21 protein-coding genes and 1 tRNA gene are annotated in these 23,148 nt (G+C 59.8%); 11 read left to right on the top strand and 11 right to left on the bottom strand.

Annotated elements, in window-relative coordinates:
* Positions 1-168: 168 nt before the first annotated feature.
* The 8 genes from ACT3TP_RS07030 (at position 169) to ACT3TP_RS06995 (ending at position 9,779) form a co-directional block, all read left to right on the top strand.
* Positions 169-759, top strand: a complete 591-nt coding sequence (locus tag ACT3TP_RS07030; RefSeq protein ID WP_444620034.1) for a hypothetical protein — start codon at positions 169-171, stop codon at positions 757-759.
* Between the two features lie 58 nt (positions 760-817).
* Positions 818-1,420, top strand: a complete 603-nt coding sequence (locus ACT3TP_RS07025; RefSeq protein WP_444620032.1) for a copper resistance CopC family protein — start codon at positions 818-820, stop codon at positions 1,418-1,420.
* Between the two features lie 159 nt (positions 1,421-1,579).
* Complete coding sequence (locus ACT3TP_RS07020; RefSeq protein ID WP_444620030.1) at positions 1,580-2,128, top strand: copper chaperone PCu(A)C; 549 nt, start codon at positions 1,580-1,582, stop codon at positions 2,126-2,128.
* Positions 2,129-3,352: a Dyp-type peroxidase gene (locus ACT3TP_RS07015; protein ID WP_444620028.1), complete on the top strand. Its 1,224-nt coding sequence runs from the start codon at positions 2,129-2,131 to the stop codon at positions 3,350-3,352.
* Positions 3,353-3,457: 105 nt separating this feature from the next.
* On the top strand, positions 3,458-5,572 hold the full coding sequence (locus ACT3TP_RS07010; RefSeq protein WP_444620026.1) for a cytochrome c oxidase assembly protein: 2,115 nt from the start codon (positions 3,458-3,460) through the stop codon (positions 5,570-5,572).
* Entirely contained in the window at positions 5,562-6,329 is a 768-nt protein-coding gene (locus ACT3TP_RS07005) for a hypothetical protein (RefSeq protein WP_444620024.1), read from the top strand. The genes ACT3TP_RS07010 and ACT3TP_RS07005 overlap by 11 nt, the downstream gene beginning before the upstream one ends.
* Before the next feature lie 105 nt (positions 6,330-6,434).
* Positions 6,435-8,351, top strand: a complete 1,917-nt coding sequence (locus ACT3TP_RS07000; protein WP_444620022.1) for an NHL domain-containing thioredoxin family protein — start codon at positions 6,435-6,437, stop codon at positions 8,349-8,351.
* 174 nt (positions 8,352-8,525) lie between these two features.
* Positions 8,526-9,779 (top strand): MFS transporter, encoded by a 1,254-nt coding sequence (locus tag ACT3TP_RS06995; protein WP_096283534.1) that lies wholly within the window; start codon positions 8,526-8,528, stop codon positions 9,777-9,779.
* Between the two features lie 7 nt (positions 9,780-9,786).
* Here the strand turns inward: ACT3TP_RS06995 and ACT3TP_RS06990 are convergent, their stop codons facing one another.
* From ACT3TP_RS06990 to ACT3TP_RS06955, 8 genes are all read right to left on the bottom strand, one after another.
* Positions 9,787-10,788 (bottom strand): hypothetical protein, encoded by a 1,002-nt coding sequence (locus tag ACT3TP_RS06990; protein WP_096283279.1) that lies wholly within the window; start codon positions 10,786-10,788, stop codon positions 9,787-9,789.
* Positions 10,789-10,828: 40 nt separating this feature from the next.
* Positions 10,829-12,532, bottom strand: a complete 1,704-nt coding sequence (locus ACT3TP_RS06985) for a helicase HerA-like domain-containing protein (protein ID WP_444620019.1) — start codon at positions 12,530-12,532, stop codon at positions 10,829-10,831.
* A gap of 63 nt (positions 12,533-12,595) precedes the next feature.
* Positions 12,596-13,366 (bottom strand): amino acid ABC transporter ATP-binding protein, encoded by a 771-nt coding sequence (locus ACT3TP_RS06980; RefSeq protein WP_096283281.1) that lies wholly within the window; start codon positions 13,364-13,366, stop codon positions 12,596-12,598.
* Positions 13,356-14,018 carry an amino acid ABC transporter permease gene (locus ACT3TP_RS06975; RefSeq protein ID WP_444620017.1) on the bottom strand — a complete coding sequence of 221 codons (663 nt, stop codon included), beginning with the start codon at positions 14,016-14,018 and terminating at the stop codon, positions 13,356-13,358. The genes ACT3TP_RS06980 and ACT3TP_RS06975 overlap by 11 nt, the downstream gene beginning before the upstream one ends.
* Positions 14,019-14,106: 88 nt before the next feature.
* Entirely contained in the window at positions 14,107-14,913 is an 807-nt protein-coding gene (locus ACT3TP_RS06970; RefSeq protein WP_444620015.1) for a transporter substrate-binding domain-containing protein, read from the bottom strand.
* Positions 14,914-15,070: 157 nt separating this feature from the next.
* Complete coding sequence (locus ACT3TP_RS06965; protein ID WP_105553283.1) at positions 15,071-16,000, bottom strand: AEC family transporter; 930 nt, start codon at positions 15,998-16,000, stop codon at positions 15,071-15,073.
* Positions 16,001-16,084: 84 nt separating this feature from the next.
* Positions 16,085-16,155 (bottom strand) — tRNA-Gly (locus ACT3TP_RS06960).
* A gap of 104 nt (positions 16,156-16,259) precedes the next feature.
* Positions 16,260-16,745, bottom strand: coding sequence for an SseB family protein (locus ACT3TP_RS06955; protein ID WP_176484064.1), 486 nt, complete (start codon positions 16,743-16,745; stop codon positions 16,260-16,262).
* A 111-nt stretch (positions 16,746-16,856) separates the two neighbouring features.
* Between ACT3TP_RS06955 and ACT3TP_RS06950 the strand changes: the two genes are divergently transcribed.
* Positions 16,857-18,563, top strand: a complete 1,707-nt coding sequence (locus tag ACT3TP_RS06950) for a fumarate hydratase (RefSeq protein ID WP_096283286.1) — start codon at positions 16,857-16,859, stop codon at positions 18,561-18,563.
* A gap of 75 nt (positions 18,564-18,638) precedes the next feature.
* Here ACT3TP_RS06950 and ACT3TP_RS06945 read toward each other — a convergent pair whose 3' ends face one another.
* Complete coding sequence (locus ACT3TP_RS06945) at positions 18,639-19,502, bottom strand: M15 family metallopeptidase (protein ID WP_096283287.1); 864 nt, start codon at positions 19,500-19,502, stop codon at positions 18,639-18,641.
* Positions 19,503-19,744: 242 nt separating this feature from the next.
* Between ACT3TP_RS06945 and ACT3TP_RS06940 the strand changes: the two genes are divergently transcribed.
* Positions 19,745-20,239 (top strand): hypothetical protein, encoded by a 495-nt coding sequence (locus tag ACT3TP_RS06940; RefSeq protein ID WP_096283288.1) that lies wholly within the window; start codon positions 19,745-19,747, stop codon positions 20,237-20,239.
* A gap of 101 nt (positions 20,240-20,340) precedes the next feature.
* A complete protein-coding gene (dcd, locus tag ACT3TP_RS06935) occupies positions 20,341-20,922 on the top strand; it encodes a dCTP deaminase (RefSeq protein WP_096283289.1) in 582 nt (193 codons plus the stop codon).
* A gap of 100 nt (positions 20,923-21,022) precedes the next feature.
* Here dcd and ACT3TP_RS06930 read toward each other — a convergent pair whose 3' ends face one another.
* Positions 21,023-21,748 (bottom strand): VIT1/CCC1 transporter family protein, encoded by a 726-nt coding sequence (locus ACT3TP_RS06930; protein ID WP_096283290.1) that lies wholly within the window; start codon positions 21,746-21,748, stop codon positions 21,023-21,025.
* A 66-nt stretch (positions 21,749-21,814) separates the two neighbouring features.
* Entirely contained in the window at positions 21,815-23,143 is a 1,329-nt protein-coding gene (locus ACT3TP_RS06925; protein WP_096283536.1) for an MFS transporter, read from the bottom strand.
* Between the last annotated feature and the right edge of the window lie 5 nt (positions 23,144-23,148).

Genomic DNA, 23,148 nt, shown 5'->3' with positions numbered 1-23,148 from the left:
CGAGGACCCGATTCTCTTCAAAGAATCGGGTCCTCGCATTCTTTAACGGTGAATGACACCAACCCCTTTGGGACATTGTTCTACCTAGCGTAGAATCGATCTGCAGGGTCAAATACTCCAACTGAACGGTAGCTCTTCGTGCTCAAGGACTTCGGCGCCACTCGCGTAATGCGCGGTTGGCTAGCTGCGAGCCTGTGCACCTGGACGGCATTCGCTGCGCACGCACACAGTGCGCCAACGCGAGCCTCGCTCGTGGTGATGGTTTTGATTACCTGCGTCTCGGCGGTCATCGCTACCTCCATGCTTGGCAAGAAATTCAGTTTGCCAGCTACCAGCATCGTAGTGCTGCTCAGCCAAGGGCTCTATCACCTGGCTCTGTCCGTCATGACTCACCATGCGCCGGCCGCATTGCCGATGACTCAACAACATGCCGGGCACCATCACGGTGCTGAGCTGGCAGGAAATATTGCATCACAGTACGGTGCCGTGCAGTCCGATTCGATGCTCTACGCCCACATCTTGGCGGCGGTGACCAGCATTGTCGTATTGCATACCGGCGAACAGCTCTTGGCGATCATTGGTGGCCTGCTGACGTTGAGTACGGTGCGCCACATTCTGGCCCGCGCCCGAAGGCTCGTTCCAGAATTTCCGCAGGCACCAGCGACATTCATCGAACCGGTACTGAACCAAATCTCTGTCCTGCTCCGGCTTCCCGCCCGGCGCGGGCCACCTTCCAACGTATTGACCCTCTTCGCCTAAACGAATCAATACGCTTCGATCGTGCACCGAGGTGCACCGATCATTGGAAGGAAAAATCTTGAAAAACCTTACTAGCCAGCAGCCATCCCGCACGCACCTCGTGCGACTTTCGGCCGCCATGCTCGTGGCATTCTTTGCCGTGTTCAGCAGCATTAGCGCCGCTTCGGCCCACGACCAATTGATCTCCTCGGATCCTGCCAGCGGTTCGACAGTGACCGAATCACCGGAACAGATCGTCCTGGAATTCTCCGGAGTATTGCAGCAGCTTGCCGGAGCGGAAACCAGCGTGGTGGCCTTGAGCTCCGAGGACGGGACAAAGATCGCCAGCGAAGCTACGACCGAGGGCACCAACGTCACAGTGGTACCAGAGACGAATCTGAGCTCGGGAGCGTACACGTTGACCTACCGTGTCGCCTCCTCTGACGGACATCCAATCGAGGACAGCATCTCCTTCACCGTAGACGTGGCAGCGGAAGCCAGCGAGACCGCTAGCGCCTCAGCAAACAACGCGCCGGTGGAATCGGAACCCGCAGACCAGCAGCCCGAGCCGATTCAGGAACTCGGCTCACAGGTGAACCCGATTATTTGGGTCGTGCTTGGTGTGGTGATCCTCGGTGCTGCCATTGCGGTACTGGTGAAATTCACTCGCCAGAATAAGTAGGCCGCAGCGCTCCACGCGCAACAGCATCCACCCTTATGAGATCTTCGCAAGGCGAGGTGAGCCAGAGTTATACCGGCTGACCGATCGCGCGCATTTGCGCGCCCGATTCGCCGACCCTGCTGGATCAAGCCTTGCGAGCTAGCGAAAGCTGACACACCAATGAAGTATTTCAAGCTCACCGCCGCTCTTGCCGCGGCCACCACGTTACTGCTGACCGGTTGCGCTCAAGAACCCGCGAGCACAGCACCACAAAGCTCTACCGAGCAGGTGCCGGACACCCAGGCAGAAAATCTGCGAACGAATGAGACCTGGGCTAAAGCCGCCGAGCATGGCATGAGCGCCGCGTTCGGCGAATTGCGCAACGAAGGCGACTCAACGCTGGAACTGGAGTCTGTCACCGATAAAACTCACGGCACGGTGATAGAAATCCATGACACGCAGGGCCAAGGCGCCGAAGCGCGGATGGCGCAGCACGAAGGTGCATTGCTCATCAAGCCAGCCGAAGAAGTGGTTTTGGCTCCCGGCGGCACGCACTTCATGTACATGGATTTGAAGACCGAGCTGATTGCCTCGCAAACCTCCACGCTGGAACTGAACTTCAGCGACGGCTCCAGCGCTGAAGTGCAGTTCCCAATACGCAACTTCAGCGGCGCCAACGAAAGCTACCACGGGTCGCCCGAAGAGCATGCTGAACACGAGGGCCACTAGATGGGAGCGGCTAATGTCCAACCGACTAGGCGCGTAGTACTCGGTGGTTCGGCCGCCGCAGCCATTGGCGGCGTCTTTGCGGGCTTCGGCGCTGGGCGCGCTACCGCCGCCGAGAACGGTGGTGCCGGGCCAAAGGCAACCGACGCTGCGCACAACCCGCGATTCCAACCTTTCCACGGTAAATATCAAACGGGTATCCTCACGGAACCGCAGGCTCATGCGGAATTCCTCGGATTCAACATGCACCTTGACGGGCTGGACCGCTCCGAGCGGATCGAACGGATTCGTTCGATCCTCAAAATGCTGACCGCGGACGCCCAGCGGCTGATGTCAGGTAGGGGAGTGCTTGCGGATACCGAACCGGAAATGTCGCATGCGGCAACCGATTTGACCGTGACGGTGGGAATCGGCCAAAGCATCTTGGATCTTCTCGGGCATGACTCCGCGGTCTTGGGAAAGCTTCCGGCCTTCGCGGGAGAGAAACTCGACGCGCGCTATGGCCAGAGCGATCTGCTCATTCAATGCTGTGCTCAAGATCCGACCGTGCTGCACCATGCGGTACGTGCACTGCGTAAGAATCTACGTGGAATTACCGAACCCGCCTTTGCCCAACGCGGTTTCATGCACGCGGCTCACCCCTTACGCCAAGGCCAGGGATTCCGAAACCTGTTCGGACAACTCGACGGGATCAACAATCCCACCGGGGAGGCGCGCGAATTAGCGGTGTTTGGCGATGCTCAGGAGCCGAGCTGGATCGCCGGCGGCACCACCTTGGTGCTTCGCCGCATCGAAATGAATCTGGACAAGTGGGACGAGGTGGATCGGGCCGGTCGCGACTTCGCTCTGGGGCGACGGCAAAGCGACGGCTCTCCGCTATCCGGGACGAAGCCAACGGATCCGGTGGATCTGCAAGCGGTCGACGGCATGGGGTTGCCTGCTGTTGCGGCTCATGCCCACGTGGCCAGAGCGAAACCGGAAACGGCTGATGAGGTACTGTGGCGCCGCGGCTATAACTACCACGAGACTCAGAGCTCGGGGTTGTTATTCGCTTCGTACCAGCGCGACCCGAGGCGCAGTTTTGTGCCGATCCAACGCCGCCTGGCGCAAGTCGATGCGCTCAATGAATGGATTACCCACGTGGGCTCGGCGTTGTACGCAATCCTCCCCGGGGTCGCGGAAGGCAAATATTTGGGGGAAGGCCTATTCTCCCAAATTGAGCAGTAGGAGCACTACCAAGCGGTGAGGCGGTGTGAGATGCACCGCCTCACCGGCCCAAAACCACTACCCGATTCAAAGCCGGGTAAATGCAAGTGAGATGATGGAGAGGTTATGGCCACTCAAACTCCAAAGCCACCGGCGACCAGGTCGGCACCGCAGCAACCCTCCATATCGCGATATCTGCTACCGGCAATCCCGGTTATGGCGCTGGTCTTCCTCGGTGCGGCGCTATTCACCGGAATCGCCGCTCCCAGCGAGCTCGCAGACCCCGGGGCCTTCGTGCGTTGGGCGTTGCCCATCTCCCGAGCGATCCACCACAGCTCCATGGCAATCACTATCGCCGCGCTCATCTTTGCCGCGGTCATACTTCCCCGCAGCGCTAAGGTCCGGCGCCCCAGCGTCGAAGACGGGCGAGTAGAAGTGGGCCAGAGCCATCCGGCTTTCAACCGCGCGATGAACATTGCCGCCGGCGCCGGTGTGGTGTGGACCCTCGCGGCCGCTACCGTGCTGCTGCTGACCTTCTGGGACCTTGCCGGTGTGCCGATGAACCTCGACGCGAGCTATACCGCGGCAATTCTTGACTACATTCTGCAGTTGGCCACCGGCCGGGCCTGGGCTTGGATGATCGTCATCGCGGCGATCACCAGTTCCCTGGCCCTGGCAATTCGTTCGCACACCGGGGTGGGGCTGGCCGCGGTGTTCTCGCTCTTCGGCATTGTCCCCATGGCATTTATCGGCCACGCCGCCGGCGGAGATGACCACTACGGCGCGGTGAATTCCATTGCCCTGCACCTGCTGGCTGTGGTCATCTGGTTCGGTGGCATCGTGGTGCTGGCCTTGCTGTCGCCGACGCTGACTTCTGCCGCCCCCGGACGCTTCGAAACCCGTCCGGTGCTTGCCGGGCTGGTGCTCAGGCGTTTCTCCGCCTTGGCAACGGTCGCCATTGTCTTGATGGCGGGATCCGGTCTGGCCTCTGCAACGATCCGCATCACCGAGCCGGACCAATGGCTTTCGAGCTACGGGCTCGTGGTGATCGCCAAGGTGGGCTTGACTCTGGCACTTGGTTTCCTAGGCTTCATGCACCGCCGAAACGTCATTCCGCAACTGCTGGCCGGGAAACTCACGGCACTCAATGCGGCTTGGCGTGTGGTGCTGGCCGAATTCATCCTGATGGGCGCCACGATGTCGCTGGCTACGGTGCTGGCACGGACCGCTCCGCCCACCGATGACCAGCCCCCGGTGGAGGCCACCCCCGCACGGCTGCTGACCGGCTATGAACTTCCAGCGCCGCCGACCACTGCCAGCTGGTTCACCGTCTGGCGCCTGGATTGGCTGTGGGTTGCGGTGTGCTTCTTCCTGCTGGCCTTCTACCTCTGGGCGTTTATCATCCTGCGTCGCCGCGGAGATAAGCCAAGCTTCCCGCGGCTGTTCAGCTGGATCATCGGCTTGGTGGTGCTGTTCTACATCACCAGTGGTGCGCTGGCCGTCTATGGCAAGGTGCAGTTCTCGGTCCATATGGTCGACCACATGTCGCTGACCATGATCGCGCCGATCTTCCTGGTGCTCGGAACCCCGATCACCCTGGCCCTGCAGGTGCTTGGTTCACGAACCGATGGAACGCGTGGACCCCGCGAATGGATCTTGTGGGCGGTGCACTCGAAGTATTCGGCTGTGGTCACCCATCCGATCTTCGCCGCGGTGATGTTCGCCGGTTCGATTGTCGTTTTCTACTTCACCCCGATCCTGGAAATCGCGATGAGGTACCACGCGGGGCACGAACTGATGAACGTGCATTTCCTGCTCACCGGCTATATCTTCGCGCTGTCGCTGGTCGACGCGGACCCGATCCCCAAGCGCTACCCGTACCCGATGCGACTGATCGTGCTCCTAGCCACCGTCGCCTTCCATGCCTTCTTCGGAGTGGCGCTGATGGGCAACGAAAACCTGCTGGCTCCGGATTGGTACGGCAATATGGGGCGTACTTGGGGTGGCACCGCGATGGAGGATCAAGTGGTGGGCGCCGGGGCGATGTGGGCCATTGGAGAGGTGCCAACCTTAGTTTTGGCCATGCTCGTGGTGGTTTCCTGGCTGCGCCAAGACAAGAAGGACACCAAACGATATGACCGCCAGGCTGACCGTGACGGAGATGCCGAACTGGCAGCCTACAACGAGATGTTTGCGAAGATGAAGCAGCAAGATGCAAAGGGAGAATATCGTGGCCGCTAAGGTATGGAAGCTGACCGCCGGAATGCTGGCCGGGGCACTGCTATTTTCCTCCTGCTCGGCTCAGGAAACGGGCACTGAAATGCCTGATGACCTCACGCACCAAAAAGCCACCGAGCAACCGAGCGAATCCGCCAAGGATCCAGCACCATCGGACTCCGCGGAAGCCGAACTGACTAAGGCGCAGGTGGTTGCCTCCACCGGTGCGGTGATGGCAGCGACCCTGGGTTTCCCGAACTCACGTCAGATCACCGCGGAAGAGCTCAAGGGCCTCGCGGTCGCCCCGACCGACACGCTGAAGGGTGTGGTCGTGCTGCCCGCGCAGTGCTCGGAACCGGTCGAAGAACTGAATTGGTCCCCGGCGCAGTTGGGCACCGAGGTTGCGCGCACCGACTTCACCAATGAGGCGCAGAACATTGCCGGATCCATCGAAGTCGCTGAGGTGAAGAACCGCGAGAAGCTGGAGGATCACTACCGCACCGTGTTGGAGATCCGCACCGAATGCGAGAGCGTGAAACTCAATGGACCGGAATACACCGAGACGCTGAAGTTCTCCAGCCCCGGAATATCCGAGGTTGAGTCTCAGTTGTACTACACACGCACCGGAGATTCCGCGAACGCCCGCGAATCGCTGGTGCTATTGCAGAGCAAGGGAGACTATGTGGTGATGGTTTCATTCATGTCCACCGCTTCGCTGGCCGAGCAAGAATTCAACGACGTAGCCAAGACCATCATGGACACCGCGATCGCCCAGCTCTAAACGGCTTAGCATCGCTTCATACTGTTCTGCGGTGCAGGGCTAGTGGCAGATAATTGAAATCTCACTGTCGCATCTAGATAGTGAAGTCGCCTTGAAAGGACAATCATGAGTGCAACTTCCGACTCGGTACGCGCAAACTACAAGGTCAGGGCCAGCGAACTGGTGGGCCGCAACTGGCTGAATACCGGCGGAGAACAACTGAATCTCGAAGCCCTGCGCGGCAAGATTGTCCTTTTGGATTTTTGGACCTTCTGCTGCATCAACTGCCTGCATGTGCTGGACGAGCTGCGTCCGTTGGAAGCGGAGTACTCCGATGTCCTAGTCACCGTAGGCGTGCACTCGCCAAAGTTTGAGCACGAGGCAGACCCGGAGGCGCTCGCCGCCGCGGTGGAACGCTACGAAATCCACCACCCGGTGCTTGACGATCCAGAGCTTGTCACCTGGCAGGCCTACGGCGCTCGCGCCTGGCCGACGCTGGTGGTGCTCGATCCCGAGGGCTACATCGTGGCGCACCTTTCCGGGGAGGGCCATGCCCAGGGGCTGGGCTCCCTGGTCGACGAACTCGTGGCAGAGCATGAGGCCAAGGGAACCCTGCACCGCGGCGACGGACCCTACGTGGCGCCCGAGGCCCGCGAAGGGGATCTGCGTTTCCCGGGCAAGGCAATCGCCTTGGAGAACGGGAACTTCCTGGTCGGCGATTCCGGACACCACCGCCTCGTGGAGCTGGGCAATGACCTGAGCACCGTGGTGCGCACCATCGGCACCGGGGTCAAAGGCTATGCCGATGGCGATGCGGATACCGCACAGTTCAACGAACTGCAGGGCCTGACCATACTGCCGGCGGAACTCGCCGCGAAGGTCGGCTACGACGTGATCGTCGCCGATACCGTCAACCACCGGCTGCGCTCGGTCAATTTGAGCACCGGGGCGGTCGGAACCGTTGCAGGCAATGGAGTGCAGCGCCTCTTGGACGCGGAGAACGCCCGCCAAAAGCAGCAGCCTACCGAGCTTGGCACCGACGCCCTGAACATCTCGCTGTCCTCGCCCTGGGACGTGCTCTACCACCCCTCGGGCAAGGTCATCATCGCGATGGCCGGCACGCACCAGATCTTCTCCTTCGACCCGGTCACCAGCGCGGTTAATGTCTTCGCCGGCAGCGGCCTGGAAGGCCTGGCCGACGGCAAGCCGCTCGAAGCGTGGTTTGCCCAGTCCTCGGGTTTGACCTTGGACACGAATGACGATGTGTGGATCGCCGACTCGGAGACCAGCGCCCTGCGCCGGTTGGAAATCGACGCGCAGGGCAACGCTGTCGCGGTGCACACCGCGATTGGCGCGGGACTCTTCGACTTCGGTTTCCGCGATGGCGAAGCCGAGCAGGCTCGCCTGCAGCACCCGCTGGGCGTGACCGCATTGCCAGATGGTTCGATTGCGGTGGCCGACTCCTACAATGGTGCGGTGCGCCGGTTCGACCCGGTGACCGGTATGGTTTCGACTTTGGCCAAGGGGCTGAAGGAACCTGCAGACGTGTTGCTGGACGATTCGGTCGACGGGGCCCCGGTGCTGCTGGTTGTGGAGACCAACACCCACCAGCTGATCCGCATCCCGGTTCCTGCCGAGGCGCTAGTGGTAGACGAGGGCGCGAGCCAGACCCAGCGTCCCAAGACCAAGGTGCAGTCCGGGAACCACGAGATCCTGGTGCGTTTCGCGGCGCCGAAGGGCCAGAAGCTCGATGACCGTTGGGGCGACCCGACACAGCTGAAGATCTCCGCCAGCCCCGAAGAGCTGATCCTCGAAGGTTCCGGTACCTCGGTGGGGCTGACGCGCACCTTGGTGCTGAACCCTGAAATTGCCGACGGCGTCCTGCATATCACCGCACGTGCAGCGGCCTGCGATGGCGAGCCCGGCGGCGAGATCCCAGATCATGCCGCGTGCCACCTGTACCAGCAGGATTGGGGCATCCCGGTAGAACTCGATGCCGGCGGCGATAACGAATTATTGCTTGATCTGCGCGGCGTGAACTAGCAATCATGCACTCAGCTCGGGGCGCACCAAGTATGGCTTGGTGCGCCCCGAGTATTTAAGTGACAGGAAATTGAGGAAACCTCACCAATTTTTCGGTACCCGGTCGCTAGACTGGATGCCGACGGGAGGAGTCGAAACATCTGGTGTTCGGCTAATTAATTCGTGGCAAATAAGATGTTCCGGGCACTGGAAGTGCCGAACTATCGTTTATGGGTTATCGGTGCGCTCGTTTCAAATATCGGCACCTGGATGCAACGCGTGGCCCAAGACTGGCTGGTGCTCACCGAGCTGACCGATCATGACGGGGTGGCCACCGGTATCACCACCGGCCTGCAGTTCCTGCCCATCTTGCTCCTCGGGCCCTACGCAGGCCTGGTTGCCGATCGGTATGACAAACGCAAGGTCCTGCTCGCCACCCAGACCTTTATGGGCCTCTGCGCGCTGGTGCTGGGCACCTTGGTCATCACCGGAACGGTTCAGCTGTGGCATGTCTATGTGCTGGCCACCCTGCTAGGCATCGGATCGGCCTTTGACGCCCCCGCCCGTCAGGCATTCGTCTCCGAGATTGTGCCCGGCACCCATCTGACAAACGCGGTGGCGTTGAACAGCGCCAACTTCAACCTTGCCAGGCTCGCGGGACCGGGCATTGCCGGTGCGGTGATCGCCTTGGTCGGGACCGGCCCGGCCTTCCTGCTCAACGGTTTGTCTTTCTTGGCGGTGCTGTTCTCGCTGAGCACCATGAAAGTCTCCGAACTGAGCCAGTCCAAACCCGTGGCTCGCGCCAAGGGGCAGGTGCGTGAGGGATTCAACTACGTTAAAAACCGCAAGGACCTGCTGCTGATCTTTGCCATGGCTTTTGTCATTGGCACCTTCGGGCTGAACTTCCAGATGACCAACGCGATGATGGCCGCCGAAGTGTTCGGGGTGGGCGCCGCAGAATACGGAATCCTGGGCAGCATTATGGCGGTCGGCACCTTCGCCGGCGCCTTGCTGGCGGCACGTCGCTCGAGGCCACGCTGGCGTTTCGTGATCGGTGGCGGCATCGCCTTCGGTGCGACCGCATTGCTCTCGGCGTTCATGCCGCACTATCTGCTCTTCGCCGCGAGCCTGGTCCTCGTCGGGTTGAGCGCGCTGACCTTCCTCAACAGCTGCAACACCATGGTGCAGACCTCCGTCTCGCCACAGTACCGGGCCAGAGTTCTGGCGCTTTATCTGATGGTGGTGCAAGGCGGAACGCCCCTAGGCGCCCCGCTGGTGGGTTGGCTCGCCGAGCTGCTGGGCGTGCGCGCAGCAGTGGCATTCGGCGCGGTGCTTTCGCTGCTGGTCAGCGTCGTCGCTCTGCTGGTTTGGCAGCGCTTCCGTCCCGACGCGGTGCCATTGCGCACCCAGTTCAGAGAACTCGTACCGGTTCGCAAACGACGAGGCTAATCCGGACTTATTCCTCGGTGCCTGCTACCGGAACCACGCTGACTTCGGAGGTGCTGGTGGTCAGCTGGGCGGTGAAGGAGAACTGCTCATTCACGGTCTTCTTCTCCAGCGTACCGGTACGCAGATCCTGCTCGGTCAACGACAATTTTGCGGTCACTTTCAACGGGCTGAGCACCCACGCGCCATTGTAGTAATTGACTTCAATGGTCGGGTACTTCGCGATGGACCACTCGATGGTCTCGGGGTTCACCCGTGAGGGAGTGTGATAGGCGAAGGGGCAGCCCGAAGGCATCAGCACCTGCTGCGCGGCGCATTCATTGAGGTAGGTGCGTACCTTGGAGTTGACCTGAGCAATAAATTCCTTGGTCGGCTGCGTCTTCAAGGAAATTTCCACCGGTTCCTTGGCAGGACCGGTCACCACGACTCCACGGGTGTCGGCCTCGAAGTTCTTGGTGCTGAAGCTCGCGTCGGTAATCGAGGGGTAGAACACCGGCAGGGTGCTCACCCCCTTGACCAGAGGGATCTTCTGATCATTGACGGCGACCTCGTTGACGGTATTGGCCTTGACCCGCACCGTAGGGAGCATCACCGGTTCAAAGGACCACTGGTCGAAGAACAGCCAGGACTTGCCGGTGCGGCGCAGGGTATAGGTGGATTCCTGTTCGACACCGTCGGCCTTGTACTTGGCGGTGACCGTATGCAAATCCGGGTCGTTCTCGGAAGAATCGGCCTTCTGCGCGTCGAATTCGGTAATCCCCGCTTGGGTGCGTTTGAGCACCTCACCGTCGAGTGCCACGGCGTCGCCCTGGGGAACTTGGGCTCCCATTAGGCCAAGTGCCTCGGCGCCTTCACCGGCAAGCAGATGCTTGTGCAACGACTCGACCGCGTGCTCTGCTGAGAACAGCGTGCGGTTGGCAACGAGGGCGCTGGTTACCGCCAGTGCAACGATGATGATGGCCGCAGTTGCCCAGCGCAGGGCGAGGCGCGGCACGGAGATACGAGATTTCATTATTAATCAGGCTAGCGGGTTTCCGTTCAGAGGTTGTAACTCAACGGCGGCGGCGTCGGCGTTTCGTGCCGAACATTCCGCGGAGCATTTCGCGCCCCACCATTTTCGCCGCGTCCATCGCGAAGTCCATCAGCGGGTTGACTTGATTGTTTGAAGAATCGTTGGGGCGCTGTGGGGGCCCGGAGGACGACGGAGATGATTTCGTACGTGACGAAGACGGCGGCGTGGATTCAACCGGTGGCTGTTCCGCCGGGCTCTGCGAACTGGGCGGTACCGAAGTGGGCTTGCCAAGAATTGAATCTGCGATCCGGCGTGCTTCGGCATCGACATCTTGCGCGTCCGATGATCCGGAACCTGGCGCCGCAGCCGGGGGTGCCGCCTCTGCGGCCGCCGGTTGGCCATTGAGCATCTCCATGGCCGAACGCCTATCGACCGCCGTGGCGTATTTTGCTGCCAGCTCAGAAGCCTGGATCAGCGAAGCCTGGGTTTCCGGGGACGGCGGACCGATGCGTGAGCCCGGCGAGGTGAGCTTGGTCCAAGCCACCGGCGTCGGCGCACCGCGTTCATTGAGCACGGTAATGACAGCTTCGCCAACACCGGCTTGGGTGAGAGCCTGGCGCAGGTCCAGGGGACCAGCAGGGAAAGTCTTGATAATCGCCTTGAGTGCTTCACCGTCCTTGGGCGTGAAGACGCGGACGGCATGCTGTATCCGGTTGCCGAGCTGTCCGAGGACCTCGTCGGGCAGATCCGCGGGCGATTGCGTGACAAAGAATAGGCCAACACCCTTGGATCGAATGAGGCGGACGGTCGAAATGATCGCATCGATGAAGGCCTTGGAAGCGTCTTTGAACAGCAGGTGCGCCTCGTCGAGGAAGAAGACGAGCTTTGGCTTGTCCAGATCGCCGGCTTCTGGCAAGTCATCAAAGAGATCGGCAAGCAACCACATCATGAAGGTGGAGAACAGCAGCGGCTGGCGATTCAGCGAGGGCAGTTCCAGGCAGCTGATGATGCCGTTCCCGGCCTCGTCGAAACGCAGAAAGTCATCGGTATCGAATTCGGGCTGGCCGAAGAATTTATCCAGGCCCTGTGACTGCATGATGGTCAGTCCGCGCAAGATGACTGCGGCCGTTGCGGCGGGAACTCCGCCGAGACCTTCGAGGTCCTGCTTGCCGTCATCGCTGAGCAAGAAATTAAAGACCGCTTTGAGATCCTTGAGATCGTCCATGGGCAGCTCACGCTGGTCGGCGTAGTGGAAAACCAACTGGAGGCACTCCTCCTGCGTCTCATTGAGTTCCAAAACGCGTGCAAGCAGGATCGGGCCGAAAGAATCAATGGTGGCACGCACCGAAAGCCCGTCGGTGCCCTCGCCAAGGGTCAAGAATTCCACCGGGTTCGCTCGTGCGGTGAACTCGTGGCCAATACCTGAAAGGCGTGCGGTGAGTTTGTCGCTGGGCTCTCCCTGCTGGGCCAGACCGCCCAGGTCGCCTTTGATATCGGCTAAGAAAACCGGCACGCCCTGAGCGCTGAGCTGCTCGGCCATCACCTGCAGGGTGACGGTCTTGCCTGTGCCCGTAGCGCCGGCAATGATGCCATGGCGGTTCAGCATTCGTAAGGGAACACGAACTTGTGCCTCAGGCTCCGGCGTTCCAGCGACAATTGCAGCGCCAAGCTCCAAGCCTGCGCCGTCGAAGGCGTAACCAGCTCGAAGCTGCGTGATGATCTCCTGCGAGGTACTTTCAACCATGCACATAGCCTACGCATCGCGTGAAGCTATCGGGAGAACGGCACGTAAAAATTCGTAGAAGACTTAGAAGGGATGCAAAAGCCGCTGCATAAAGGCCTTGGTGCGATGATGCGAGGGATTACCGAGAACCTGGGCGGCCGGCCCGTGTTCGACCACAACTCCACCATCCATGAACACCACGGTATCGGCCACATCACGGGCAAAAGCCAGCTCGTGGGTGACTAGCACCATTGACCAGCCCTCCTGTGCCAACTCCTTGATCACGGTCAGCACCTCGCCGACAAGTTCCGGATCCAGGGCGCTGGTTGGCTCGTCAAAGAGCAACAGGTCCGGCTGCAGCATCAGCGCCCGCACGATACCCACGCGCTGCTGCTGACCGCCGGAGAGCGAAGAAGGATAAGCCGCGGCCTTCTGCGAAAGTCCGACGCGCTCCAACAGTTCATTGGCTCTAGCCATCACCTCTTCGCGGGGCCGGCGCTGCACCTGCAAGGGGCCAATGGTCACATTTTGCAGCACCGTGAGATGGGGGAACAAGTGGTGACCTTGAAAAACCATCGCTGAGCGATCGCGGAGCACCTGGGCTTTCTTGGTCGGCAGCCCAGGGACAAAATGCACCTCGGGGCCACCGGCAAAAGCTACGACTCCTTGATCCGGATTTTCCAGGCCGTTTAAGCAACGCAGTGCGGTAGTTTTACCCGAACCAGACGGTCCAATGAGTGCTACAACCTCACCGGAATGCACAGTAAAATCTATGCCGCGCAGAACCTGATTGCTGCCGAATGCCTTGTGCAGCCCGGTGACGTTGAGCAAGGGGGTGGTATTCCTAGGCGACATACTTTTCAAGCCTGCTTTCCATGCGGTCCTGGATTGCCGAAAGGATCAGGCAAATGACCCAATAGATGGCTGCCGCTTCGAGATATAGCAGCATGAATTCATAGGTGGTAGCGGCGATTTCCTGGGCGCGCCGGAACATCTCGGTCACCAGGATCATCGATGCCAGCGAAGTGTCTTTAACCAGCGAAATGAAGGTATTCGACAGCGGCGGTACTGCCACACGCGTCGCCTGCGGCAAGATGAGCCGATACAGGGTGCGCGTACGGGACATCCCAATGGTGTAACCGGCTTCCCACTGCCCGCCAGGCACCGAAAGGATTGCAGCGCGGATGATTTCCGCGGCATAGCCTCCGACGTTGAGGGTGAATGCCAAAATGGCCGAAGGCCAGGGATCAATGGTTACTCCCAGCGAGGGCAAGCCATAGAAGATGACGAACAATTGGACCAATAACGGGGTGCCGCGGATGATCGAAATATAACCACGGGCAATTCCGGAGACCAGCTTGTTCGCGCTGATCCGCATCAGCGCGACCATCAGCGCTAACGCCAAGCCCAGGGTGAAACTGATCAAGGTCAGCGGAATGGTGGCCATTAACGCGCCGCTGACCATCGGCCACAGCGAATCCAAGGCTAGCTGCCAGAGTGAATCCATTTGTTCTCTTCCCGTCCTAGACAGCGGACACTGGCCCAAAGGGGTCCTTGGGCCAGCTTACGTGTCGGGGTGTGACGATCGAGGCTAGTTACTTGGTGATGTCTTCGCCGAAGTACTTTTCGGAGATCTTGGTGAGCGTCCCGTCAGCCGACAATTCCTCCAGCGCGGTGTTGATGGCATCGCGAAGTTCGGCCTGGTCCTTCTTCAAGGCGACGACGGTCTCGGACTTCTCCTCGGACTCGGCAGCGATCTTGATGCTGTCATCCGGGTTGGTCGTCTGCGAATCCAGGAAGGTCAGTTTGTCGTTGACCGTGGCATCAACCCGGCCCTGCTTGAGCAGCGTGACGGCCTGGGCCCAACCCTCGACCGCCTGGATCTTGGCGCCTGCATCCTTGGCATCATCGTGGAAGCTACTGGTCAGCGACTGGGCAGTGGTTTTACCGTCCAGCGAATCGAAGGAAGTGATGTCGGTGTTATCGCTTTTGGTCACGATGACACCGCTGGAGAAGTTGTATGGCTCGGAAAGCAGGTATTTCTCAACGCGTTCCGGGGTTACGTTGACCTGGTTGGCGATGACGTCAAACCGTCCGGCTTCCAGACCGGCGAAAATGCCATCCCACTGGGTTTCTTGGAACTCGACCTCTACGCCGAGCTGATCGCCGACTGCCTCAATGACTTCAACATCAAAACCGGTCAGCTGCTCGCCTTCGTGGAAGGAGAAGGGACGGTAGGTGCCTTCGGTGCCCACGGTCAGCACGCCGCTGTCTTTCACATGCTGCAGCAGGTTTTCATCCGCAGCGGGGGAGCTGGCGGAGTCTGTACTTGAGGCACCGCATGCACTCAGTGCCAGTGCGAGTACTGCCGTAATTGCCAGAAGGGGAGCTGTGCGCTTCATGATGACCTAACATTTCGAGGTGACGAGGTGTTCTCTACCCAAATCAACGGTGCTGACTTACCGGGTATTCCGTAAGATTTCCGTGAATAAACCTATGAAGCAACTGACATGTCATATATCTTCTTCTGTAATCGATCATCCTTCACGGAATCTTCCGCTAAAGCCCGAGGAGCAATGCCAGAATCATCATCATGGGGACGGCGCAGATAGTGGTGATTAACACCGTATCCTTGGCGACCGTCACACCACGCTCGTAGCGTTGCGCGGTGACAAAAATATTCTGTGCGGTGGGTAGCCCGGCCATAATGACCGCCGCGACCAGCATCCCACCGGAAAGGCCAAAGAGGTAGGCGGCGGCCAACCATGCGAGCAGTGGCTGCAGGAATAGCTTCGCAACCGAACCCAGCAATACATCTGCCCGGCGTCCGGACTTCTTTTCCAAGGGTTTGGAACCGACCAAGGAGATGCCGAATGCCATCAGCATGGCTGGAATCGACGCACCGGAAATTAGTTCGATGGGCGCCAAGACCAATTCGGGAACCTCGAATCCCGTCAGCGCCACCACTAGTCCCAGCATCGAACCGATAATCATCGGGTTCTTCGCAGTGGCAACCACCAAGGCTATCGGGGTAGTGCGATGTGTGCTGGTCGTAGCATCTAGCATGGCCAGATTGATCGGCTGGTAGAGAGCCAGCTGAAACAGGATGATGGGCGCCGCATGAGACACGTCGCCCAGCACGTACAAGGCGATGGGCAGGCCAAGATTCGCGGAGTTCACCGTGGAGGCCGACATGGCCGCCACGATTCGTTCGGCCGGTTCGCGTTTGAGCCACTTATAGGTCACCAGATGGTAAGCCAGAGCCGTCAAACCGGCAGAGATCGCGGCAACCCACATCAGCGGCCCCAGTACGGCCACCGGTTCCGACTCGGCCAAGGTGACAAACAACAGCGCCGGACTGGCGACGAAAAACGTCAGCCGGCTCAGCACATGGCGTCCCTGTTCGCCCAGCACTCCGGTGCGACCCACCAGATAACCCACCAAGATCACTATCCAGATGATTGAGAATCCTGACAGCACACCGGTCATGGAAACTCCTCGGTTCGATAAGGCGCGGGATGCCAACGCAAAACGTCGGGACACCTGAGGTGTCCCGACGTTCGGCATAATGCGAGCGGGCGACGGGAATCGAACCCGCGTATCGAGCTTGGGAAGCTAGCGCTCTACCATTGAGCTACGCCCGCAATGCTCCGGGCGGCCTAATGGCGGCCCGGGCGAAGTCCAGCTTATCCTACGAAATCGCAGGTCAGAAATCTGCGAACCGAGATGTCCGAATTTTGACCCGATCTCACTCGGCCCGTTTTTCCTTGAGCAGTTCTTCCTTCAGGATGGCCACTCCATCCGCTGGAACTTCAAAGCTCAGTTCATCTCCCGGATTCACCACGAAACCGGTTCCTTCCAACGCGCGCACAATCGTGGCACCCTGCACCTTAACTCCATAGGGGGCCATGTCGATGTAGGAGCCAGGGATACGATCCAATCCGGTAAACAGCGCGACCATTGCGGCCCCTGCCGGGTTGGTGAGCAGCATCGGCTGCGCATTCTTGTTGTCCTCGGTCACCTCTTCGCGTGAGAGGAAGTAAACCTCGGCGGTCATGAAGGCGCTGATCACGGATCCGGAAAGTTCGGGTTTGTTAAGTCCGGCCTGCAACATCATCTCGAAGTGCGTTTTGGGACGTTCGCGTTCCTTGTCCATTGGCGTTTCGACGACCATATTCGGCTGTTCGTCGGGATTGCGTCCGTCCCGCGGGGCGTTGCTGTTATCGGAGCTCATGTACTCAAGCATGTCGCGCCAAACCCGCAGGTGCAAACGCCGAATGAGGAAAATCGGCGCAAAGGCCTAAAATAGTTGAAGAGCAATCATCATCATTTCCAAGGACTGAGCATGCCTGAATTTCGCTATGAAGATCTTCTGCCAATTGGCGAGGATCAGACCCCATACCGCAAGATTTCCTCCGAGGGCGTCAAAGTTGTCGCCGGACCGGACGGCAAGAACTTCCTGCAGGTAGCCCCCGAGGCACTGGAACAGCTGGCCGAAACCGCACTGCACGATATCTCGCACTACCTGCGTCCGGCCCACCTGCAGCAGCTGCGCAACATCCTCGACGATGACGATGCCAGCCCGAACGACAAGTTCGTGGCACTGGATCTGCTGAAGAACGCAAATATCGCCGCCGGCGGCATCCTGCCCATGTGCCAGGACACCGGAACGGCAATCGTCATGGGTAAGCGCGGCCAGCGTGTGCTGACCGAAGAGCAGGACGAGATTTCGCTATCGCGCGGCATCTACAACGCGTACACCCGGCTGAACCTGCGCTACTCGCAGCTCGCCCCGATCACCACCTGGGAAGAGAAGGCCACCGGCAACAACCTGCCCGCGCAGATTGACCTGTACGCAGACACCAAGGCCTGCCACGACACCGACTACAAGTTCCTGTTCATGGCCAAGGGCGGCGGCTCCGCCAACAAGTCCTTCCTGTACCAGGAGACCAAGGCGATCCTCAACGAGAATGCGATGCTGCGGTTCCTGGATGAGAAGTTGCGTTCGCTGGGAACGGCCGCTTGCCCGCCGTACCACCTGTCCATCGTCATCGGTGGAACCAGCGCCGAGATGGCCTTGAAGACCGCCAAATACGGGTCGGCCAAATACCTTGATTCGCTGCCCACCGAGGGTGCCATGACCGGACGCGGATTCCGCGATACGGAGCTTGAAGACAAGGTGCTGGAGCTGACCCGCCACTTCGGCATCGGCGCCCAGTTCGGCGGCAAGTACTTCTGCCACGACGTGCGCGTGGTGCGCCTGCCACGCCACGGTGCCTCGCTGCCGGTGGCTATCGCGGTATCCTGCTCCGCCGACCGCCAGATGATGGCGAAGGTCACCGCCGACGGACTGTTCGTCGAGCAGCTGGAAACCGATCCGGCGCGCTTCATGCCAGATGAGAACCACCCGGCGATCGCCGCGCACGACGACGAAACCGCTGGGGTCTCCGGCACCGGCGGATCCTCCGTGGTCAAAATCGACCTGAACAAGCCCATGGATGAGATCCTGGCCGAACTGTCCAAATACCCGGTCAAGACCCGACTGTCGCTGAACGGTCCGCTGGTCGTGGCTCGCGATATCGCGCACGCCAAGATCAAGGAACGGCTGGACGCCGGCGAAGAGATGCCGCAGTACCTGAAGGACCACCCGGTCTACTACGCGGGTCCGGCGAAGACTCCCGAGGGCATGCCCTCGGGTTCCTTCGGCCCAACGACCGCCGGTCGCATGGACTCCTACGTGGATCAGTTCCAGGCAGCCGGCGGCTCGATGGTCATGCTGGCCAAGGGCAACCGCTCCGGCCAGGTCACCGAGGCCTGCAACACCCACGGCGGGTTCTACCTCGGTTCGATCGGCGGCCCGGCCGCCCGCTTGGCGCAGGACTGCATCAAGAAGGTCGAGGTCGTCGAATATGAGGAGCTTGGCATGGAAGCTATCTGGAAGATCGACGTCGAAGATTTCCCGGCGTTCATCGTTGTCGATGACAAGGGCAATGACTTCTTTGAAGCGACCATGAAGCCGACCTTCACCGGCATTCCGGTTCGCGCCAAGTAGTACGCGAACGTGGCTTAAATGCTTGGGGGCTCACCGAATGGTGAGCCCCCAAGCATTTAACATATGGGTATTGAACTACTTTTCGGTGAAACCGAAACCCCAGTCGCGATACGGGGGAAGGAAACGAAGCACCAGCAGGTCGTCGTCCTTGACCGGACCTGATTCGTCCTTCTTCTTGGAAGCCGGCGGAGCGGAATCTTCTTCGACGGTTGCCGCGTTTTCCACGGTTTTCTCGCCAGCCTCTTCGCTTGCCGCTGCTTTCGCGTCGTGCAGGAATTCGTGATACTCCTCGAAGGTTTCGGCCTTCGATTCCTTCATGGCCGCGGCGTGCTCCTTGCCGATATAACGCACATGCCATGGCTCGTACTTATAGCCGGTGATCTCTTCCATGCCTTCCGGATAGCGAATGATCAATCCGTAGTCCACCGCATGCTCGGCAACCCACATGCCGGCGTTCGTTAGGCCGAAAGATTCTTTGAGATCGGTGCTGCCGCCGATGCTTCCAACATCTGCGGCCAAGCCAAGCTGGTGCTCGCTGGTTCCTGGGCGTGCAGAAATGCGTTCGGCATAGGCCGTACCGTATTTGGCCTGGTACTGGTTGAAGAGCACCGCTTGGCGTCCATAGGATCGGTAGGCGCTCAAAAGCTTGATGGGGTGACCGGACTTGCGTGCCCCGGCAATCAAAGCCTCAACGGCCTCGGCCGCTTCGGGGCGCAGCTTATGGGAAGTTCCCGCGACATCCACCAGCTTCTTTGGCGTGTAATCGGCAGGGGAGAGCTGGGTGTCGGGATTGATCAACGCGAGGAAGCTTGCGGCATCGGTAAACTCTCCAGCCTCGACTACTGGCAGCGCTTCGGGAGCCGCATGAGCTGCCACGCTGCCAGAGAGCACAACAACGCCCGCCAAAACGGCACTAGTGACTGCTGAAGCCAAGCGCATGAAACGTACCTTCTGTTGTGGATCGGCGAATGGGACACAAGTCCCTAGACCACGATAGCCTCAAATCCTCTATAAACTATGGGAATTTGAGCAGAACCACATGTTTCGATGTCACCGGGTTCACCCGGTGCACAGCACAGTGTCCGCGAGAATGACCGGTAGCATCAAGGAGACGAATCAAGAGTCTTGCTTCGCGCATAAGATCCGCACCTAGCCCCAATCATGCAAGGAACTCGATCTAGTTGAATAAGAACGAACTCAAGGCCGATGGGTTCACCGGTTTTCGGCCCTTTAAGGCGCTGGAGACGAACCGTGTGCCACAGCGTCAGGGCATCTTTGCGGTCTTGCGCCCCGCGGATTTCGAACCGCGTTTCCTGGCGCGCAGCGGCGCCGGAATATTCAAGAAGAAAAACCCTTCGCTGCCGATTGAAGACTTGAAAGCCCGCTGGGTCCAGGAGGCGGACATCTTGTATATCGGAAAGGCCAGCCCGGGCAGCCAAGGAAATCGCGGCCTCCGCATACAACTGAAAGAGATCATCGATTTTGGGGCGGGCAAACCCCCGGGGCACTGGGACAGCCGTTTGCTCTGGCAACTTGCGGGCTCCGGGAAGCTCATCATTGCCTGGAAGGAACTACCAGCCGAAGACCTGAACCAGGCTCTGGCCAACTATCAAGCGAAGTTCCTTGCGCACTATGGCCAGCTACCCTACGCGAATATCGTTCAAACGCGCGCCTAGGGTGAGCGATTCAGCAGATTCGGGAATAGTTTGCCCTAAAAACGCTACTTTTTGGGTTTCCTACTGCGACTTACAGGGATGAACAGGATAAATTTAGTTACGTGTTGTATTCAGATCGTGATATTCGTCGAGAAATTGTATCCGGTGAAATTGGCTTAGAGCCGTTTGACCCTGAGATGGTGCAGCCCGCATCGGTTGATGTGCGCTTGGACAGATTCTTTAGGCTCTTTGATAATCACAAGTACGCTCATATCGATCCGGAACAGGATCAGAATGAGCTGACCCGGCTTGTTGAGGTCGCCCCGGACGAACCCTTCATCTTGCACCCGGGAGAATTCGTGCTGGGATCCACCTATGAGGCGGTGACTCTTGGCCATGGAGTTGCTGCGCGGCTCGAAGGCAAGAGCTCCTTGGGCCGCCTGGGTCTGCTGACGCACTCAACCGCGGGATTTATCGATCCGGGTTTCTCCGGTCACGTAACCCTGGAGCTGTCGAATATGGCAACACTGCCGATCAAGCTTTGGCCGGGATCGAAGATCGGGCAGCTGTGCTTCTTCAAGCTGACTTCGGATACCGAACACCCCTACGGCTCGGGTCCATACGGGAATCGCTACCAGGGGCAGCGCGGGCCGACCGCTTCACGTAGCCACCTGAATTTCCACCGCACCACTATCGAAGAATAAGTCCCGAGTTCCCCGCGCGCTGTTCTTGGGCAGGCTGCCCGGATTGGCCTTCGAGGTGTGGTTGCTCCTTAGCGATAAGGAGCAACCACACCATCGCCATTTAAAGCATCAGGGCGCTTCCGCCGAGCCAAGAGCCGATGGCGAAGGTGACGACCAATGCCGTGGCCCCACCGATCAGCACGCGCAGCGTTGGGCGTAGCACCGGTGCGCCACCGAGCTTGGCACCTAAGATGCCGGTGACCGCCAGCGCGAGCAACACCGCGGCAAAGGTCACCGGAATCTTCAGTGGCCCAGGCAGCAGGACGGCGGTGGCAAAAGGCAGGACCGCACCGCTGAGGAAAGCAATAGCCGAGGCGATGGCCGCGTGCCACGGACTGAGCACCTCATCCGGATCAAGATTCAATTCGGCATCCAAATGGGCTCTGAGCACATCGTGCTCGGTCAGCTCAACGGCAACCTGTGCCGCGGTGCGGGCGCTCAGCCCCTTGTCCCGGTAGAGCTGGGTCAGCTCTTCGAGCTCGGCTTGGGGCGTGTCGCGCAGTTCGGCCTGCTCCTTCTCGATCAGCGCCCGCTGAGAATCTGCGGCGCTGGCGACCGACACATATTCACCGAGAGCCATGGAGATGGCTCCACCAATCACGGCTGCGGCGCCGGCGGTGAGGATCGGAGCGTTGGCGGTCGTGGCACCGGCAACACCGACGACCACGGCGGCAACCGAAACGATTCCATCATTTGCCCCGAGGACTCCCGCGCGTAACCAATTGAGCCGTTCGGCCACCCCCGAATCATGCGGCTCGACACCGTGCTCGGTATTTTCTGCGTTCATGAGCGACAGTCAATCACAAGTGCACCGGGCTTAGCCAGCAGGAGAAGATTTACGGCATTCGCGTTTCTAGCTGCCCGGTGTTTTGTGAGGCGAGCGGATCGGCAGCAGCAACAACAGGCCTAGCAGAAGCACCACTAAAATTCCCAGGATTCCATAACGTTGTGCCTGACCGCTCTCCACCAAGGGGGTGGCAAGGGCAATGGACAGTCCAAAGAGCGTCGGAGCAAGGAAGGAGACCGCACGTCCGGTGGTCGCGTAGAGACCGAAAAGTTCGCCCTCTCGCCCTTCGGGGATCATCCGGGACAGGTAGGAGCGCGAGGCCGACTGGGCCGGTCCCACGAATAGGGTGAGCAGCAGTCCGAAGATCCAGAATCCTGAGGCACCGGGGGAGAAGAACACCCCGGCCCCGGCAATCAGCAAGCCAATGAGCGAACCGGTGATTACCGCCTTCGGTCCAATCACGTCATCGAGGCGACCGCCTATTACCGCGCCGAGCGCGGCGACCATATTGCCCACAATTGCGAAGATGATGACCTCGGTGAGCGTAAAACCGAAGGTTCCGGCGGCAATCACGCCGCCGAAGGTAAAGATCGCGCTGAGCCCATCGCGGAAAACGGCCGAGGAGCCTAGGAAGAAGAGCAGATTGCGGTCTTCATGCCACAGACCCACGATGCGGCCCCACAACACCTTGTAGGACTGCGACAACGGAATCTTCGTCGACACCGTCGAGGTGCTTTCGGGAATGACGAAGAATAGCGGCAGCGCAAAGATCAGGCACCACAGTGCGCTGAACACCGCGACCCACCGCAAGTTCAGCGAGTCGGCCGTGTTCGCTCCGGGCCAGTCGACGATTGGCTGGACGAATCCGAAGAGCACCAGGGCCAGCGCCAGAATTCCGCCGACATACCCCATGCCCCAGCCGAAGCCGGAGACCTTGCCAACGGTGGCGCGCGTGGAAATCTGGTTCAGGACCGCGTTGTAGTTCACCCCGGCGAATTCAGAGAACAGCGACAAGGCCGCAATGATCCCGACACCAAAGAGCAGGTAGTTCGGATCGGGGTAAACGAAGAAGCCGGCGGCGCAGACCAGCACAAGCAGCAAGGTATTAACGATGATCCAGAGTTTGCGCCGCCCGGCGGCGTCCGCCCGGAGCCCGGTCACCGGAACAAGCAAGGCGATCAACAAGCCTGCGATGGATAGGGCTTGCGAGAGGACCAGCGATGAATGGTCGGTATCACCGAAAAGTTCACTGGTCAGATACACGGTGAACACGAAGGTGATCATCACTGCGTTGATCGCCGCCTGGCCCCAATCCCAACTTGCCCAAGCCCAGGTGTACTTATTGAGCCACTTGCCACCGTGTTGGTCTACCACCGGTTCAATATTCGATCCCATGTGGG

This window comes from Glutamicibacter sp. AOP38-B1-38, from assembly GCF_052377485.1.
Classification (GTDB): domain Bacteria; phylum Actinomycetota; class Actinomycetes; order Actinomycetales; family Micrococcaceae; genus Glutamicibacter.
The sequence above is the reverse complement of the archived record's forward strand: the minus strand, read 5'-3'. Positions and strand labels throughout refer to the sequence as shown.